We start from the raw sequence: 17,478 nt of genomic DNA, 5'->3' as shown, positions 1-17,478 counted from the left end.
TCGCTGCAATGCAGGTAGATGCGGTGGCCCATGCGCCAGGCTTTCTCGGTGAGCTTGCAGGCGAAATCCAGGCGCGCTGAAGGATCGGCGCTGGGCAGGATATAGAAGTCGACTTTGGTCATTGCGGTTCCAGAGCGGCAAGTGGCGTCACCCGAGAGTGACGCCACCTTTCAGCGGTTTCAGGCCTTGGCGCGATCGAGCAGGTACTGGGTCAGCAGTGGAACCGGACGGCCGGTGGCGCCTTTGTCCTTGCCGCCGCTGGTCCATGCCGTGCCGGCGATGTCCAGGTGCGCCCAGTTGAGGTTCTTGGTGAAGCGCGACAGGAAGCAGGCGGCAGTGATGGTGCCTGCCTTCGGCCCGCCAATGTTGGCGATGTCGGCGAACGGGCTGTCCAGCTGCTCTTGATACTCATCGAACAGCGGCAGTTGCCAGGCGCGGTCGTCGGCAGCCTTGCCGGCGCTGAGCAGTTGGTCGATCAGCTCGTCGTTGTTGCCCAGCAGGCCGGACGTGTGCGCGCCCAAGGCAACTACGCAAGCACCGGTCAGGGTGGCGATGTCGATCACCGCTTGTGGCTTGAAGCGCTCGGCGTAGGTCAGCGCATCGCACAGCACCAGACGGCCTTCAGCGTCGGTGTTGAGGATTTCCACGGTCTGGCCGCTCATGGTAGTGACGATATCGCCCGGCCGCGAAGCATTGCCGCTCGGCATGTTTTCGGCGCAGGCGAGGATGCACACCAGATTGATCGGCAGTTTCAGCTCAAGCACAGCACGCAAGGTACCGAACACGGAGGCAGCGCCGCCCATGTCGTATTTCATCTCGTCCATGCCGGCGCCCGGCTTCAGGCTGATGCCGCCGGTGTCGAAGGTGATGCCCTTGCCGACCAGCGCGTATGGCTTCTCGGATTTCTTGCCGCCGTTGTATTGCATGACGATCAGGCGCGGCGGCTGGGCGCTGCCCTGGCCCACAGCGTAGAACGAGCCCATGCCGAGGGATTTGATCTTCTTCTCGTCGAGCACTTCGACTTTCAGATCCTTGAACTCTTTGCCCAGATTCTTGGCTTGTTCGCCCATGAAGGTCGGGTGGCAGATGTTCGGTGGCAGGTTGCCCAGATCGCGGGTGAACGCCATGCCGTTGGCGATGGCGGTGGCGTGGTTCACGGCACGCTGCACTTCGGCTTGCGCAGCCTTGATGCTCAGCAGGGTGATTTTCTTCAGGGCGCGCGGTTCGGCTTTCTGGCTCTTGAACTGGTCGAAGGTGTAGCCGCCGTCGACCAGGGTTTCTGCCAGCAGGCGAGTCTTGCCGTAGCTGTCGCGACCTTTGACGATGACTTCATCCAGCGCCAGCACGGCGTCACCGCCGCCCAGGCCTTTGAGGGTGTTGAGAATGCCGGCAACGATTTTGCGGAACGGACGGTCGCCCAGTTCTTCGTCCTTGCCCACACCGACCAGCAACACGCGCTCGGCTTTCAGGTTCGGCAGGCTTTGCAGCAGCAGGCTCTGACCGACCTTGCCGGCCAGGTCGCCACGCTTGAGCACGGCGCTGATCGCGCCACCGCTCGACTCGTCGACCAGTCTGGCGGCGACACCGAGTTTGCGGCCTTCGCCGACGGCAACCACCAGGGTGGCGGTTTTCAACGTTTCTGGGCTAACGCTTTTTACAACCAGTTCCATGTCCGGATCCCTGAATGAATGGTCAACACGCAGGCGCTCGACGTTGTCCGCAGTCGCCTGCTTATAGATAGAAGAGGCGCAGGCCAAAGCCTGCGACAAGGGCCGCAGTTTGAACCTCGCTCCCCGCGCCTGACAACCCTCAGCAAAGGATTACAGAGATGGATGAGTGTGCGCAGTGACAGGCGCACCCAATCACAGGATAATGCCGCATCTTTTTTCGACCGCTCTGCATGGCGGGCCGGTCGATGTGTTTGCTTGTTTGGCCGCCTTAGCCTGACAACCCTGGAGTGTCTGGTTTGATCGTCTTCCGTTATCTGTCCCGCGAAGTCCTGTTGACCCTCAGCGCCGTAAGTGCCGTGCTGCTGGTCATCATCATGAGCGGTCGCTTCATCAAATACCTGGCGCAGGCTGCGGCCGGTCAGCTCGATCCGGGCTCGCTGTTCCTGATCATGGGCTTTCGTCTGCCGGGTTTCCTGCAACTGATTCTGCCGCTGGGCCTGTTCCTCGGGATCCTGCTGGCCTACGGTCGCCTGTACCTCGAAAGCGAAATGACCGTGCTCTCGGCCACCGGCATGAGCCAGCAGAAGCTGTTTCGCATGACCCTGTTTCCGGCAACGCTGGTGGCACTGGTGGTGGCTTGGTTGAGCCTCGGCCTGGCTCCGCAGGGCGCCAACCAGTTTCAGTTGCTGCTGAACAAGCAGGACGCGCTGACCGAGTTCGATACCCTCGAACCTGGACGCTTCCAGGCCTTGCGCGACGGCACCCGAGTGACTTACACCGAAACCCTGAGCGACGACCGCGTCAATCTCGGTAGCGTGTTCATCTCGCAGAAGAACCTCGGCGCCGATAAAAAGGACCGCGGGATTTCCGTGCTGGTGGCCGAGTCGGGCCGTCAGGAAATCCGCCCCGATGGCAATCGCTACCTGATCCTCGACAACGGCTATCGCTATGACGGCAGCCCGGGGCAAGCCGATTACCGCGCCATTCATTACGAAACCTACGGCGTGCTGCTGCCCAAGCCGGACGTCAGCGAAGAAGTCACCGATCGCGATGCGATGCCGACCTCGTCCCTGTGGGGCAGTGATGACATCCGTTCAAAAACCGAGCTGCAATGGCGCATGTCCCTGCCTTTGCTGGTATTCATCGTGACCCTGATGGCGGTGCCGCTGTCGCGGGTGAATCCGCGTCAGGGGCGTTTCCTCAAGCTGCTGCCGGCGATTCTTCTTTATATGGCTTACCTGACCATCCTGATTGCCGCTCGCGGCGCCCTTGAAAAAGGCAAGATTCCGCCAGCCCTCGGCCTGTGGTGGGTACACGCGATCTTCCTGGTGATCGGCCTCGGCCTGCTTTATTGGGAGCCGCTGCGCCTGAAGCTGGCCAGCCGTCGCAGTGCTGCGCTGGAGGTGGCCCGTGGTTAAACTCGACCGCTATATCGGCAGCAGCGTGTTCATGGCGATCATCGCCGTGCTGGCGATCATCCTCGGCCTGGCAACGCTTTTCGCCTTCATCGATGAAATGGGCGACGTCAGCGACACCTACACCTTGGTCGACGTGCTCGGTTTTGTATTGCTCACCGCACCGCGCCGGCTCTATGAAATGCTGCCGATGGCGGCATTGATCGGCTGCCTGATCGGTCTCGGCAGTCTGGCCAGCAGCAGTGAGCTGACAGTCATGCGCGCTGCTGGCGTGTCGATCGGCCGTATCGTCTGGGCTGTCATGAAGCCGATGCTGGTACTGATGCTCGCCGGCGTGCTGATCGGCGAATACGTCGCCCCGGCCACCGAAAGCATGGCCCAGGCCAATCGCTCGCTGGCCCAGGGCAGCGGCGACGCGCAAAGCGCCAAGCACGGTATGTGGCACCGTCAGGGTGAAGAATTCATCCACATCAACGCCGTTCAACCGAACGGTCTGTTGTACGGCGTGACGCGTTATCACTTCGACAAAGAGCGCCATCTGCTCAGCTCCAGCTTCGCCAAAAAGGCTGAGTTTGACGGCAGCAAGTGGCAGCTCACTGACGTTGCCACCACGCTGTTCCACGAGCGCAGCACCGAGGTCGTCAACGCCCCGAGCGAGGAATGGGACGTGGCGTTGAGCCCGCAGCTGCTCAGCACCGTGGTCATGGCGCCGGAATCGCTGTCGATCAGCGGTCTGTGGGGCTACATCCACTATCTGGCCGAGCAGGGCCTGAGCAACGGCCGTTACTGGCTGGCATTTTGGGTCAAGGTGTTGCAGCCGCTGGTGACTGCCGCGCTGGTGCTGATGGCGATCTCGTTCATCTTCGGTCCACTGCGTTCGGTGACCCTCGGTCAGCGGGTCTTCACCGGCGTGCTGGTGGGCTTCACCTTCCGCATCGTCCAGGATCTGCTGGGGCCATCGAGTCTGGTGTTCGGTTTCTCGCCGCTGTTTGCGGTGCTGGTGCCGGCCGGCGTGTGTGCGCTGGCGGGTGTCTGGCTGCTCAGACGCGCGGGCTGATGAACAAGCTTTCATTGAGCGCTTGAACCCTGAAAACGCCTCGGTCGCCAGACCGGGGCGTTTTTGCATGCGATCCGGGTGACAGGCGAACGTGACGCTTGCGCCGTGTATCAGGTACAATTCCCGGCTATTTTTCGGCGGGCCAAGCCTGCAGCCTTTTTGAGTGTTGATCCGTGAGTGATTTGAGTCATATCCGCAATTTCTCCATCATCGCCCACATTGACCATGGCAAGTCGACGCTGGCTGACCGTTTCATCCAGATGTGCGGCGGCCTGGCCGAGCGTGAAATGGAAGCCCAGGTACTGGATTCCATGGATCTTGAGCGTGAACGCGGGATCACCATCAAGGCCCACAGCGTTACCCTCTATTACAAAGCCAAAGACGGCATCACCTACCAGCTGAACTTCATTGACACCCCGGGCCACGTCGACTTCACCTATGAAGTCAGCCGTTCCCTGGCCGCGTGCGAAGGCGCCTTGCTGGTGGTCGATGCGGGGCAGGGCGTCGAAGCCCAGTCCGTGGCCAACTGCTACACCGCCATCGAGCAGGGCCTGGAGGTCATGCCGGTCCTGAACAAGATCGACCTGCCCCAGGCCGAGCCGGATCGCGTCAAGGACGAGATCGAGAAGATCATCGGCATCGACGCCACCGACGCCGTCACCTGCAGCGCCAAGACCGGCCTGGGTGTCGACGAAGTGCTCGAGCGTCTGGTGCACACCATTCCTGCGCCGACCGGCAACATCGAAGATCCGCTGCAAGCGTTGATCATCGACTCCTGGTTCGACAACTACCTGGGCGTTGTTTCCCTGGTACGCGTGCGCCACGGCCGTGTGAAGAAGGGCGACAAGATTCTGGTCAAGTCCACCGGCAAGGTGCACTTGGTCGACAGCGTCGGCGTGTTCAACCCGAAGCACACCGCCACCGTTGATCTGAAGGCCGGCGAAGTGGGCTTCATCATCGCCAGCATCAAGGACATTCACGGTGCGCCGGTCGGTGACACCCTGACCCTGAGCTCCACGCCGGACGTTCCGGTGCTGCCGGGCTTCAAACGCATTCAGCCACAGGTTTACGCCGGTCTGTTCCCGGTCAGTTCCGACGACTTCGAGGATTTCCGCGAAGCGCTGCAGAAGCTGACCCTGAACGACTCGTCGCTGCAGTACACCCCGGAAAGCTCCGACGCCCTGGGCTTCGGCTTCCGTTGCGGCTTCCTCGGCATGCTGCACATGGAAATCATCCAGGAGCGCCTCGAGCGCGAATACGACCTGGACCTGATCACCACCGCGCCGACAGTAATTTTCGAACTGGTGTTGAAAACCGGTGAAACGATTTACGTCGACAACCCGTCGAAGCTTCCGGATGTGTCGGCGATCGAGGACATGCGCGAGCCAATCGTGCGCGCCAATATCCTCGTACCGCAGGAACACTTGGGCAACGTGATCACCCTGTGCATCGAGAAACGCGGTGTTCAGGTCGACATGCTGTTCCTCGGCAATCAGGTGCAAGTGACCTACGACCTGCCGATGAACGAAGTGGTCCTGGACTTCTTCGACCGTCTCAAATCCACCAGCCGCGGCTATGCTTCGCTGGACTACCATTTCGATCGTTACCAATCGGCTAATCTGGTGAAACTGGACGTGCTGATCAACGGCGACAAGGTCGATGCCCTGGCATTGATCGTGCACCGTGACAATTCGCACTTCAAAGGTCGCCAGTTGACCGAGAAGATGAAAGAACTGATTCCTCGTCAGATGTTCGACGTGGCGATCCAGGCCGCCATCGGTGGTCAGATCGTGGCGCGGACAACCGTCAAGGCGCTCAGAAAGAACGTATTGGCCAAATGCTACGGCGGTGACGTCAGTCGTAAGAAGAAACTGCTCGAGAAGCAGAAGGCCGGTAAGAAACGCATGAAACAGGTCGGCAACGTGGAAATTCCACAGGAAGCCTTCCTCGCCGTGCTCAGGTTGGAATAATCAGGTCCTATGTCGCTAAATTTCCCGCTGTTGCTGGTCATCGCCGTGTTCGTCTGCGGCCTGTTGGCGTTGCTTGATCTGCTGTTCCTGGCACCGCGTCGGCGTGCTGCCATTGCCTCTTATCAAGGCAGTGTCAGCCAGCCCGAGCCTGTGGTGGTCGAGAAGCTGAACAAAGAGCCGCTGCTGGTCGAATACGGCAAGTCGTTCTTTCCGGTGCTGTTCATCGTGCTGGTGCTGCGTTCGTTCCTGGTGGAGCCGTTCCAGATCCCGTCCGGCTCGATGAAACCGACCCTGGATGTCGGCGACTTCATTCTGGTGAACAAGTTTTCCTACGGCATTCGTCTGCCGGTGATCGACAAGAAGATCATCGAAGTCGGTGACCCGCAGCGCGGCGATGTGATGGTGTTCCGCTACCCGAGCGACCCGAACGTCAACTACATCAAGCGTGTGGTCGGCCTGCCGGGTGACACGGTGCGTTACACCGCCGACAAGCGTCTGTTCGTCAACGGCGAATCGATTGCCGAGAAGATGGTCGGCGCCGAGGCGGGTTCGCTGGGCAGCGCGGAGCTCTATCAGGAAAAACTCGGCGCAGCCGAACACCTGATCCGTAAGGAAATGAGCCGCTACCGCGCCACCCCGGACCGTTCGTGGACAGTGCCTGCCGGGCACTACTTCATGATGGGCGACAACCGCGACAATTCGAATGACAGCCGCTACTGGGATGATCCGAACATTCCCAAGGATCTGCAGGGCATGGTTCCCGACAAGAATATTGTCGGCAAGGCCTTCGCGGTCTGGATGAGCTGGCCAGAGCCGAAACTCAGCCACCTGCCGAATTTCTCGCGGGTTGGCCTGATCAAGTAATCAAACACGGCGCTGTTGACCACAGCGCCGAATGCATTTCTGGAGCCGGCACAATCGGCTTCGCAATCGCCAGGATTTATTTTTTGAACACAGCGTTAATTGTCCCAGGCCTGCGCCGTACCCCGGCGATGGCAGTGGAAACCAGCCACGAACTCAGCGTGGGTAAACCGTGAGCGTTTCTCTAAGCCGTCTCGAGCGCCAGCTCGGTTACACCTTCAAGGATCAGGAGCTGATGCTGCTGGCCCTCACGCACCGCAGTTTTGCCGGGCGCAACAACGAGCGTCTGGAGTTCCTCGGTGATGCCATCCTCAACTTCGTCGCTGGCGAGGCGCTGTTCGATCGCTTCCCGCTGGCCCGCGAAGGCCAGTTGTCGCGTTTGCGCGCACGGCTGGTAAAAGGTGAGACCCTGGCCGTACTGGCTCGCGGTTTCGACCTCGGCGATTATCTGCGCCTGGGTTCGGGTGAACTGAAGAGCGGTGGTTTCCGCCGTGAATCGATTCTCGCCGATGCCCTCGAAGCTCTGATCGGTGCGATCTACCTCGATGCCGGCATGGACGTCGCCCGCGAGCGCGTGCTGGCCTGGCTGGCCGGCGAATTCGAAGGCCTGACGCTGGTCGACACCAACAAGGATCCGAAAACCCGCTTGCAGGAACACCTGCAATCGCGCGGTTGCGAACTGCCACGCTACGAAGTGGTGGATATCCAGGGCGAACCGCACTGCCGTACCTTCTTCGTCGAATGCGAAGTGGTCTTACTGAATGAAAAAAGCCGAGGTCAGGGTGTGAGCCGTCGTATTGCCGAACAGGTAGCGGCCGCCGCAGCACTGATTGCCCTGGGCGTGGAGAATGGCAATGACTGATACAAACGCAACTCGCTGTGGCTACGTTGCCATCGTCGGCCGTCCCAACGTCGGCAAGTCGACGTTGCTCAACCACATCCTTGGCCAGAAGCTCGCGATCACTTCGCGCAAGCCGCAGACCACCCGCCACAACATGCTCGGGATCAAGACCGAGGGCGACGTGCAGGCGATCTACGTCGACACCCCGGGCATGCACAAGGGGGGCGAAAAGGCCCTGAACCGTTACATGAACAAAACCGCTTCGGCGGCGTTGAAAGATGTTGACGTGGTGATCTTCGTCGTCGACCGTACCAAGTGGACCGACGAAGACCAGATGGTTCTGGAGCGTGTGCAATACGTGACCGGCCCGCTGATCGTCGCGCTGAACAAGACCGATCGTATCGAAGACAAAGCCGAGTTGATGCCGCACCTGAGCTGGTTGCAGGAACAGCTGCCGAACGCGCAGATCATCCCGATTTCCGCGCAGCACGGGCACAACCTCGAAGCGCTGGAAAAGGTCATCGCCGATCACTTGCCGGAGAATGATCACTTCTTCCCGGAAGACCAGATCACCGACCGCAGCAGCCGTTTCCTTGCCGCCGAACTGGTGCGCGAGAAAATCATGCGCCAGATGGGCGCCGAGCTGCCGTACCAGATCACCGTCGAAATCGAAGAATTCAAGCAGCAGGGCAAGACATTGCACATCCACGCGCTGATTCTCGTCGAGCGTGACGGCCAGAAGAAAATCATCATTGGCGACAAGGGCGAGCGCATCAAGCGCATCGGCACCGAAGCGCGCAAGGACATGGAGCTGCTGTTCGACTCCAAGATCATGCTCAACCTGTGGGTCAAGGTGAAGGGCGGCTGGTCCGATGACGAGCGCGCGCTGCGTTCGCTGGGTTATGGCGACCTGTAAGTAGCGATCTCGAAAACACCGCTACTCACTGTGGGAGCGAGCCTGCTCGCGAAGAGGATGTAACATTCAGCATTGATGTTGACTGTCACTCCGCTTTCGCGAGCAGGCTCGCTCCCACAGTGGTTTTGGGTTGTATGTAAAACCGCGTTTCTTCATCGAGAACTCAATGTCGCAAAACCCGCCTCCCGCCCAACCCGCCTACGTCCTGCATTCGCGCGCCTATCGCGAAACCAGCGCACTGGTCGATTTCCTCACGCCGCAAGGTCGGCTGCGGGCGGTGTTGCGCAGTGCGCGGGGCAAGGCCGGGACGCTGGCACGGCCGTTCGTGGCGCTGGAGGTCGAGTTCCGTGGCAAGGGCGAGCTGAAGAATGTCGGGCGCATGGAGAGTTCTGGCACCTCTGCGTGGCTCAATGGCGAGGCGCTGTTCAGCGGTCTCTACCTCAACGAATTGTTGATCCGCCTGTTGCCTGCCGAGGATCCGCATCCTGCAGTATTTGATCATTACGCCGCGACCTTGCTGGCGCTGGCCGAAGGTCGGCCGCTGGAACCGTTGCTGCGCTCCTTCGAATGGCGTCTGCTGGATGATCTCGGCTACGGCTTCTCCATGAATACCGACATCCACGGCGAGCCTGTCGCGCCTGACGGTCTCTATCGCCTGCAAGTCGATGCCGGTCTCGAAAGGGTGTATCTGCTGCAACCAGGCTTGTTCAACGGTACCGAACTGCTGGCCATGGCCGAAGCCGACTGGTCGGCGCCCGGTGCGCTGTCGGCGGCCAAGCGTCTGATGCGCCAGGCCCTGGCAGTGCATTTGGGCGGGCGTCCGCTTGTCAGTCGCGAGCTGTTTCGCAAGCCCTGATATGCTGTGCGCCGAACCTCTCAATTCAGGAGCGCATCCGTGACCAGCAGCAATCGCATTCTTCTCGGCGTGAACATCGACCACGTCGCCACCCTGCGTCAGGCCCGTGGCACGCGCTACCCGGATCCGGTCAAGGCGGCGCTGGATGCAGAAGAGGCGGGCGCCGATGGCATCACCGTGCACCTGCGCGAAGACCGCCGGCACATCCAGGAGCGCGACGTGTTGCTGCTCAAGGATGTGCTGCAAACCCGCATGAACTTCGAAATGGGCGTCACCGAAGAAATGATGGCGTTCGCCGAGCGCATTCGCCCGGCGCACATCTGCCTGGTCCCGGAAACCCGTCAGGAGCTGACCACCGAAGGCGGTCTGGATGTAGCGGGGCAGGAGGAGCGCATCAGGGCTGCGGTCGAGCGCTTGTCGAAAATCGGCAGCGAAGTGTCGCTGTTCATCGATGCTGACGAGCGGCAGATTGCGGCTTCCAAGCGCGTCGGTGCGCCGGCTATCGAGCTGCACACCGGTCGTTACGCCGATGCCGAAACCCCGACTGAAGTGGCCGAGGAATTGAAGCGTGTGGCGGATGGCGTTGCGTTTGGTCTGGCTCAAGGCTTGATCGTTAACGCCGGGCATGGCCTGCATTACCACAACGTTGAAGCCGTGGCTGCGATCAAAGGCATCAATGAGCTGAACATCGGCCACGCGCTGGTGGCGCATGCGTTGTTCGTTGGCTTCAAGTCTGCCGTATCGGAAATGAAAGCGCTGATTCTGGCTGCTGCCAAATCCTGAGCAGCTACACAAAACCCCTGTGGGAGCGAGCCTGCTCGCGAAAACGATGTATCAGTCAAAGATTATGTCGACTGACACGACGCTTTCGCGAGCAGGCTCGCTCCCACAGTTGGATTTGAGGTGTGGGTTAAAGCGGGGCAGGTTCTTGCGCGGGTTTCGACTTGTCGATCGCCGGCACATGCAGGTTGCCTTCAGCCACCTGATCGCCTTCAAGCTGCGGCTGGGTCACCCAGGTCAGGATGTCGTAGTAGCGACGGATGTTCGCTACGAAGTGCACTGGCTCGCCGCCACGGGCGTAACCGTAACGGGTCTTGCTGTACCACTGTTTCTGCGACAGACGCGGCAGGATCTTTTTCACGTCCAGCCACTTGTCCGGATTCAAGCCTTCCTTCGCCGCCAGTTTGCGCGCGTCATCCAGATGGCCGCTGCCGACGTTGTACGCCGCCAAGGCGAACCAGGTGCGATCCGGTTCCTGGATCGAATCGTCCAGCTGATCCTTCATATAAGCCAGGTACTTGGCGCCGCCCATGATGCTCTGCTTGGGGTCGAGGCGGTTGGACACGCCCATCGCCTGCGCGGTGTTCTGGGTCAGCATCATCAGACCGCGCACGCCGGTTTTCGAGGTCACCGTCGGCTGCCACAGGGATTCCTGATAACCGATGGCGGCCAGCAGGCGCCAGTCGACTTTCTCTTTCTTCGCGTAGTTCTTGAAGTGCTGTTCGTATTTCGGCAGGCGCTGCTGCAAGTGCTGGGCGAAGGTGGTGGCGCCCATGTAGCCAAGCACATCGACATGGCCGTAATAGCGGTCCTTCAGGCGTTGCAGGGTGCCGTTCTTCTGCACCTTGTCCAGATAGGCGTTGATTTCATTGAGCAGGCTGTTGTCTTCGCCCGGGCCGACCGCCCAGCTCTGACTGCGCGCGTCGCCGAGGTCGAAGGCCACGCGGATGTTGGTGAAGTACACCTGATTCATCGCCACTTCGTTGGAGTCGACCAGTGTCAGGTCGATCTGGCCCTCATCGACCATGCGCAGCAGATCGACCACTTCAACCGCGTCGGATTCTTCGTATTCGATGCCGGGATATTTCTGTTTCAGCGCGGCCAGTTGTTCGGCGTGGGTGCTGCCCTTGAGCACGGTGATCTTCTTGCCGACCAGATCCGCCGGATCGGTGGGGCGCGACTGGCCGTTGCGGTAGATGATCTGCGGGGTGACTTCGAGGTAGGAGTGGGAGAACCGCACCTGCTTCTTGCGTTCATCGCTGCTGACCAGACCGGCGGCCGCGAGTACCGGGCCGTTCGGCTTGCCGACCTGGTTGAACAGGTCATCGAGGTTGTCGGCGGTCTCGATCTTCAATTCGACGCCCAAATCGTCGGCGAAGCGCTTCACCAGCTCGTATTCGAAGCCGGTTTCACCGCTGCGATCCTGAAAGTAGGTGGCGGGGCTGTTGCGGGTAACCACGCGCAGCACACCGTCCTCCTTTACGCGCTCGAGTGTGTTGGGTTTATCAACACAGCCACCGAGCATCAGGAAGAGTCCGGTTGCGATCAGCCATTTGGCGTATCGCGGACGCAAAGCCGTTGGGAAAAACATCTGCGCAGTATACGCAAACGGCCACGGGCGCCATATCTCGACAGCGTAGGACTAGTCTGCTAGCGATCACAAAATCGAACGAAATCCCTTGAATACGGGCCTTCAGGGCATTTTGTTACAGTAAAAAAAAGCCATGCTGAAACGCTCGATTTACCTGACCCCGAAGGCAGAAACACAGATTGCTACCCGAGTGCAACCGTGCGTAGCGTTTCGGGTGATGTTGAGGTCGGTTTAGGCTAGAATGCACGGCCTCAAAGCACACCCCTTCCCGAGGCTGTCCCGAAGATGTTGATCCTGCGCGGCGCTCCTGCCCTTTCTGCCTTTCGCCACAGCAAACTCCTTGAGCAACTGAGCCAGAAGGTTCCAGCTGTCAGTGGCCTGTATGCTGAATTCGCTCACTTCGCCGAAGTCACCGGCGTCCTGACCGGCGACGAACAGCAGGTGCTAGCGCGCCTTCTGAAGTACGGCCCAAGTGTTCCGGTTCAAGAGCCTACCGGCCGTCTGTTTCTGGTGTTGCCGCGTTTCGGCACCATCTCGCCGTGGTCGAGCAAGGCCAGCGACATCGCCCGCAACTGCGGCCTGAGCAAGATCCAGCGCCTGGAACGCGGTATCGCCTTCTATGTTGCAGGGCAGTTCAGCGAAGCCGAAGCCCAGCTGATTTCGGACGCGCTGCATGACCGCATGACCCAGATCGTGCTGGCCAACCTCGAGCAGGCCGCCGGTCTGTTCAGCCATGCCGAGCCGAAGCCGCTGACGGCCATCGACATCCTCGGTGGCGGCCGCGCCGCGCTGGAAAAGGCCAACACCGAGCTGGGCCTGGCCCTGGCCGAAGACGAGATCGACTATCTGGTCAACGCCTTCAACGGTCTGAAGCGCAACCCGCACGACATCGAATTGATGATGTTCGCCCAGGCCAACTCCGAGCACTGCCGCCACAAGATCTTCAACGCCAGTTGGGACATTGACGGCCAGAGCCAGGAAAAAAGCCTGTTCGGCATGATCAAGAACACCTATCAGATGCACAGCGAAGGCGTGCTGTCCGCTTACAAGGACAACGCTTCGGTGATCGTCGGCAACGTCGCCGGCCGCTTCTTCCCGAACCCTGAAACCCGCCAGTACGGCGCGGTGCAGGAGCCGGTGCACATTCTGATGAAGGTTGAAACCCACAACCACCCGACCGCGATTGCGCCGTTCCCGGGCGCATCCACCGGTTCCGGTGGCGAGATCCGTGACGAAGGTGCAACCGGTCGCGGCGCCAAGCCAAAGGCTGGCCTGACCGGTTTCACCGTATCGAACCTGCAGATCCCTGGCTTCGAACAGCCGTGGGAAGTGCCGTACGGCAAGCCTGAGCGCATCGTCACCGCGCTGGACATCATGATCGAAGGCCCGCTCGGCGGCGCTGCGTTCAACAACGAATTCGGTCGTCCGGCGCTGACCGGCTATTTCCGTACCTTCGAACAGTCGATCACCACTCCGCACGGTGACGAAGTGCGTGGTTACCACAAGCCGATCATGCTCGCTGGCGGCATGGGCAACATCCGCGAAGAACACGTCAAGAAGGGCGAGATCGTCGTCGGCTCCAAGCTGATCGTGCTCGGCGGCCCGGCGATGTTGATCGGTCTCGGTGGCGGCGCGGCTTCGTCGATGGCCACCGGCACCAGCTCGGCGGATCTGGATTTTGCTTCCGTGCAGCGTGAAAACCCTGAAATGGAGCGTCGCTGCCAGGAAGTCATCGACCGTTGCTGGCAACTGGGCGACAAGAACCCGATCAGCTTCATCCACGACGTCGGCGCGGGCGGTCTGTCCAACGCCTTCCCGGAACTGGTCAACGACGGCGACCGCGGTGGCCGTTTCGAACTGCGCAACATCCCTAATGACGAGCCGGGCATGGCCCCGCACGAAATCTGGTCGAACGAATCCCAGGAACGTTACGTGCTGGCAGTCGGCCCGGAAGACTTCGAGCGCTTCCAGGCGATCTGCGAACGCGAGCGTTGCCCGTTTGCCGTAGTCGGGGAAGCGACTGCCGAACCGCAACTGACCGTAACCGACAGCCATTTCGGCAACAACCCGGTGGACATGCCGCTGGAAGTGTTGCTGGGCAAGGCGCCGCGCATGCACCGTTCGGTGGTTCGCGAAGCCGAGCTGGGCGATGACTTCGATCCGTCGAACCTCGACATCAGCGAGTCCATCGAGCGCGTTCTGCATCATCCGGCCGTGGCCAGCAAAAGCTTCCTGATCACCATCGGCGACCGCACCATCACTGGCCTCGTTGCCCGTGACCAGATGGTTGGCCCGTGGCAAGTGCCGGTGGCCGACGTTGCCGTCACCGCCACCAGTTTCGACGTCTACACCGGTGAAGCGATGGCGATGGGCGAGCGTACTCCGCTGGCTCTGCTGGACGCGCCGGCCTCGGGCCGCATGGCCATCGGCGAAACCATCACCAACATTGCCGCCTCGCGCATCAACAAGCTCTCCGACATCAAACTGTCGGCGAACTGGATGTCGGCGGCCGGCCACCCGGGCGAAGACGCGCGTCTGTACGACACCGTGAAAGCGGTCGGCATGGAGCTGTGCCCTGAGCTGGGCATCACCATTCCGGTGGGCAAGGACTCGATGTCCATGGCCACGCGCTGGAACGACAACGGCGAAGACAAGACCGTCACCTCGCCGATGTCGCTGATCGTTACCGGTTTCGCGCCAGTGGCTGACATCCGTCAGACCCTGACCCCGGAACTGCGCATGGACAAGGGCACCACCGACCTGATCCTGATCGACCTCGGTTGCGGCCAGAACCGCATGGGTGCATCGATCCTCGCGCAAGTCCACGGCAAGCTCGGCAAGCATGCGCCGGACGTCGATGACGCCGAAGACCTGAAAGCCTTCTTCGCGGTGATCCAGGGCCTCAATGCCGACGGTCACCTGCTGGCCTACCACGACCGTTCCGACGGTGGTCTGCTGACCTCCGTGGTGGAAATGGCCTTCGCCGGCCACTGCGGTCTGAGCCTGAACCTGGACAGCGTTGCCGAATCCGCTTCGGAAATCGCCGCGATCCTGTTCAACGAAGAACTCGGTGCGGTGATCCAGGTTCGCCAGGACGCCACCCCGGACATCCTCGCGCAATTCAGCGCCGCCGGTCTGGGCGACTGCGTGTCGGTGATCGGTCAGCCGATCAACAATGGCCAGATCAACATCACCTTCAACGGTGACACCGTGTTCGAAGGCCAGCGTCGTCTGCTGCAACGTCAGTGGGCCGAGACCAGCTACCAGATACAGCGTCTGCGCGACAACGCCGACTGCGCCGAGCAGGAATTCGACGCGCTGCTGGAAGAAGACAACCCGGGCCTGAGCGTCAAGCTCAGCTACGACGTCAATCAGGACATCGCCGCGCCTTACATCAAGAAAGGCATTCGCCCACAGGTTGCCGTGCTGCGTGAGCAGGGCGTCAACGGTCAGGTGGAAATGGCCGCCGCGTTCGACCGTGCCGGCTTCAGCGCGATCGACGTGCACATGAGCGACATCCTCGCCGGTCGTGTCGACCTCAACGAGTTCAAAGGCCTGGTGGCCTGCGGTGGTTTCTCCTACGGCGACGTGCTCGGCGCCGGTGAAGGCTGGGCCAAGTCGGCGCTGTTCAACAGCCGCGCCCGCGATGCGTTCCAGGGCTTCTTCGAGCGTAACGACAGCTTCACGCTGGGCGTGTGCAACGGTTGCCAGATGATGTCCAACCTGCACGAGCTGATCCCGGGCAGCGAGTTCTGGCCGCACTTCGTGCGCAACCGCTCCGAGCAGTTCGAAGCGCGGGTGGCGATGGTGCAGATCCAGGAATCGAACTCGATCTTCCTGCAGGGCATGGCCGGTTCGCGCATGCCGATCGCTATCGCCCACGGTGAAGGTCATGCCGAGTTCGCCAGCGAAGAAGCACTGCTGGAAGCCGATCTGTCCGGTTGCGTGGCGATGCGTTTTGTCGACAACCACGGCAAGGTCACCGAAGCCTATCCGGCCAACCCGAACGGCTCGCCGCGCGGGATCACCGGCCTCACCAGCCGTGACGGCCGTGTGACGATCATGATGCCGCACCCGGAGCGTGTGTTCCGTGCGGTGCAGAACTCGTGGCGTTCGGAAGACTGGAACGAAGACGCTCCGTGGATGCGCATGTTCCGTAATGCGCGCGTCTGGGTGAACTAAGACCTGTGTACAAGCTGGCGTTTTTTGTTCCTGACAGTCATGTCGAGGTGGTCAAAGGGGCTGTGTTCGCTGCCGGTGGTGGGCGGATCGGTGACTATGACCACTGTGCGTGGCAGGTGCTTGGCTCTGGCCAGTTTCGACCGTTGGACGGCAGTCAGCCGTTTATTGGTCAGGCGGGGCAGGTCGAGCGGGTTAAGGAATGGAAGGTTGAGCTTGTCGTTGCGGATGACTTGATTGTTGCTGTTGTGGCGGCGTTGAAGCTCAGTCATCCGTATGAGACGCCGGCTTATGAGGTGTGGCGGCTGGAGGATTTCTGATCTTCTTGGCTGCTTGAACGGGAAACCCGCAGATGAGTGATTGTCTGCGGGTTTTTTGTTGCCGCTGATTTTTGGGCGGGCGCATTTTCACTGTGGGAGCGAGCCTGCTCGCGAAGGCGCCCCTACAGGCGAGCATGCTGGCTGATTGGGTGAATATCCGTTGCTTCGGGTGTGGCGGCTGGCGGTTTCGCCCTTACGGCGACTCACTTTTTTTACAAACGCCTAAAAAAAGTAAGCAAAAAAACGCTTGCTCCTACGTTCGGCCCTCGCAGGCTCGGGTTCCTTCGCTCCGGGACTGATCCGGGCGCAGCGGCTACGGTTTGCTTCGCTGCACCTCCTTCCGCTGTGTCTGGCTGCGCCAGACGGTCGCTGCGCTCCCACCCCCGGATCAATCCCTCCACTCAGCCTTCCGACGTCGCCGGTGGATCAAGATCAAGAGCAGGCGAGCTGACACTCGGCCTATTGAGTGGTGAAAAGCGTGTGTGTCCGGCTTTTGATTTGTGTTGTTGCTGCCCCTCACCCCAGCCCTCTCCCGAGGGAGAGGGGGCCGATTTTGTGTGGTTTGCAAATCCTGAGTTCAACTCGGACTTTCACGTCGGCGTACCTCGCCTGAACAACTCGGTCAGTCCCCTCTCCCTCTGGGAGAGGGCTAGGGTGAGGGTGGCGATCTGGAGTGTGTTTAAAGCGGTATCTGAGTTCGCAGAACCTTCCCACAAGGTTTTCAGGTTGTCCGTCGGACGTGCGATCTCTAGTCTTTTCCCGTCGCTGCGAATCAGCGATCGGGAGTGAGATCCCCGGATAGCTTGCAACTGGCGCCAGCACCACGATAATTGGCGCCAGCTCAATCTGCTGCCTGCTTTATGGCGGCTGTGTGCGGGCAGACTTCGGTCTGGCCGGTTGCCTGCTCCGGTGGATCTCACCTCGCACATAGCTGCCACCTATTCGCCGCGTGAGATCCGGCGATCGATGGCTGCCCATCAGCATCAGCAGGAGAAGCATTTTGGATAAGATCGTCCCCGACC

General features: G+C 60.7%; 13 protein-coding genes. 10 read left to right on the top strand and 3 right to left on the bottom strand.

Annotated elements, in window-relative coordinates; all coding sequences use genetic code 11:
* The coding region (locus tag D8U71_RS15250; RefSeq protein ID WP_177434916.1) for a DNA polymerase III subunit chi at nucleotides 1-122 on the bottom strand (122 nt) is incomplete at its 3' end.
* Between the two features lie 57 nt (nucleotides 123-179).
* Entirely contained in the window at nucleotides 180-1,670 is a 1,491-nt protein-coding gene (locus tag D8U71_RS15245) for a leucyl aminopeptidase (protein ID WP_130888123.1), read from the bottom strand.
* A 296-nt stretch (nucleotides 1,671-1,966) separates the two neighbouring features.
* Here D8U71_RS15245 and lptF point away from each other — a divergent pair, with 296 nt between their 5' ends.
* The 8 genes from lptF to pdxJ all read left to right on the top strand — a co-directional run bounded on the left by lptF (nucleotide 1,967) and on the right by pdxJ (nucleotide 10,369).
* Nucleotides 1,967-3,088 (top strand): LPS export ABC transporter permease LptF, encoded by a 1,122-nt coding sequence (gene lptF, locus D8U71_RS15240; RefSeq protein WP_016771566.1) that lies wholly within the window; start codon nucleotides 1,967-1,969, stop codon nucleotides 3,086-3,088.
* Complete coding sequence (lptG, locus tag D8U71_RS15235; protein ID WP_016771565.1) at nucleotides 3,081-4,142, top strand: LPS export ABC transporter permease LptG; 1,062 nt, start codon at nucleotides 3,081-3,083, stop codon at nucleotides 4,140-4,142. The genes lptF and lptG overlap by 8 nt, the downstream gene beginning before the upstream one ends.
* A gap of 173 nt (nucleotides 4,143-4,315) precedes the next feature.
* Nucleotides 4,316-6,112: a translation elongation factor 4 gene (gene lepA / locus D8U71_RS15230; RefSeq protein ID WP_016771564.1), complete on the top strand. Its 1,797-nt coding sequence runs from the start codon at nucleotides 4,316-4,318 to the stop codon at nucleotides 6,110-6,112.
* Nucleotides 6,113-6,121: 9 nt separating this feature from the next.
* On the top strand, nucleotides 6,122-6,976 hold the full coding sequence (gene lepB, locus D8U71_RS15225) for a signal peptidase I (protein WP_130888122.1): 855 nt from the start codon (nucleotides 6,122-6,124) through the stop codon (nucleotides 6,974-6,976).
* Between the two features lie 169 nt (nucleotides 6,977-7,145).
* The gene (rnc, locus tag D8U71_RS15220) at nucleotides 7,146-7,835 is read left to right on the top strand and encodes a ribonuclease III (protein ID WP_024011703.1); all 690 of its coding nucleotides are present in this window, start codon (nucleotides 7,146-7,148) and stop codon (nucleotides 7,833-7,835) included.
* Complete coding sequence (gene era / locus D8U71_RS15215) at nucleotides 7,828-8,730, top strand: GTPase Era (protein WP_016771562.1); 903 nt, start codon at nucleotides 7,828-7,830, stop codon at nucleotides 8,728-8,730. The genes rnc and era overlap by 8 nt, the downstream gene beginning before the upstream one ends.
* Nucleotides 8,731-8,896: 166 nt before the next feature.
* The gene (gene recO, locus D8U71_RS15210) at nucleotides 8,897-9,586 is read left to right on the top strand and encodes a DNA repair protein RecO (RefSeq protein WP_110600235.1); all 690 of its coding nucleotides are present in this window, start codon (nucleotides 8,897-8,899) and stop codon (nucleotides 9,584-9,586) included.
* 39 nt (nucleotides 9,587-9,625) lie between these two features.
* A complete protein-coding gene (pdxJ, locus tag D8U71_RS15205; RefSeq protein WP_076566005.1) occupies nucleotides 9,626-10,369 on the top strand; it encodes a pyridoxine 5'-phosphate synthase in 744 nt (247 codons plus the stop codon).
* 127 nt (nucleotides 10,370-10,496) lie between these two features.
* Here pdxJ and mltF read toward each other — a convergent pair whose 3' ends face one another.
* Nucleotides 10,497-11,957 carry a membrane-bound lytic murein transglycosylase MltF gene (gene mltF, locus D8U71_RS15200; protein WP_081932530.1) on the bottom strand — a complete coding sequence of 487 codons (1,461 nt, stop codon included), beginning with the start codon at nucleotides 11,955-11,957 and terminating at the stop codon, nucleotides 10,497-10,499.
* Between the two features lie 285 nt (nucleotides 11,958-12,242).
* Between mltF and purL the strand changes: the two genes are divergently transcribed.
* Nucleotides 12,243-16,139, top strand: a complete 3,897-nt coding sequence (gene purL, locus D8U71_RS15195; RefSeq protein ID WP_130888121.1) for a phosphoribosylformylglycinamidine synthase — start codon at nucleotides 12,243-12,245, stop codon at nucleotides 16,137-16,139.
* A gap of 5 nt (nucleotides 16,140-16,144) precedes the next feature.
* Nucleotides 16,145-16,456 (top strand): YqfO family protein, encoded by a 312-nt coding sequence (locus tag D8U71_RS15190; RefSeq protein ID WP_130888120.1) that lies wholly within the window; start codon nucleotides 16,145-16,147, stop codon nucleotides 16,454-16,456.
* Nucleotides 16,457-17,478: the final 1,022 nt, after the last annotated feature.

The organism is Pseudomonas sp. Sample_21 (assembly GCF_004307525.1).
Taxonomy (GTDB): domain Bacteria; phylum Pseudomonadota; class Gammaproteobacteria; order Pseudomonadales; family Pseudomonadaceae; genus Aquipseudomonas; species Aquipseudomonas atacamensis.
The sequence above is the reverse complement of the archived record's forward strand: the minus strand, read 5'-3'. Positions and strand labels throughout refer to the sequence as shown.

Coding starts and splice junctions, on each gene's coding strand:
- recO (WP_110600235.1), top strand. CDS start 8,897: ATGTCGCAAAACCCGCCTCCCGCCCAACCCGCCTACGTCCTGCATTCG.
- lepB (WP_130888122.1), top strand. CDS start 6,122: ATGTCGCTAAATTTCCCGCTGTTGCTGGTCATCGCCGTGTTCGTCTGC.
- era (WP_016771562.1), top strand. CDS start 7,828: ATGACTGATACAAACGCAACTCGCTGTGGCTACGTTGCCATCGTCGGC.
- mltF (WP_081932530.1), bottom strand. CDS start 11,957: ATGTTTTTCCCAACGGCTTTGCGTCCGCGATACGCCAAATGGCTGATC.
- D8U71_RS15245 (WP_130888123.1), bottom strand. CDS start 1,670: ATGGAACTGGTTGTAAAAAGCGTTAGCCCAGAAACGTTGAAAACCGCC.
- purL (WP_130888121.1), top strand. CDS start 12,243: ATGTTGATCCTGCGCGGCGCTCCTGCCCTTTCTGCCTTTCGCCACAGC.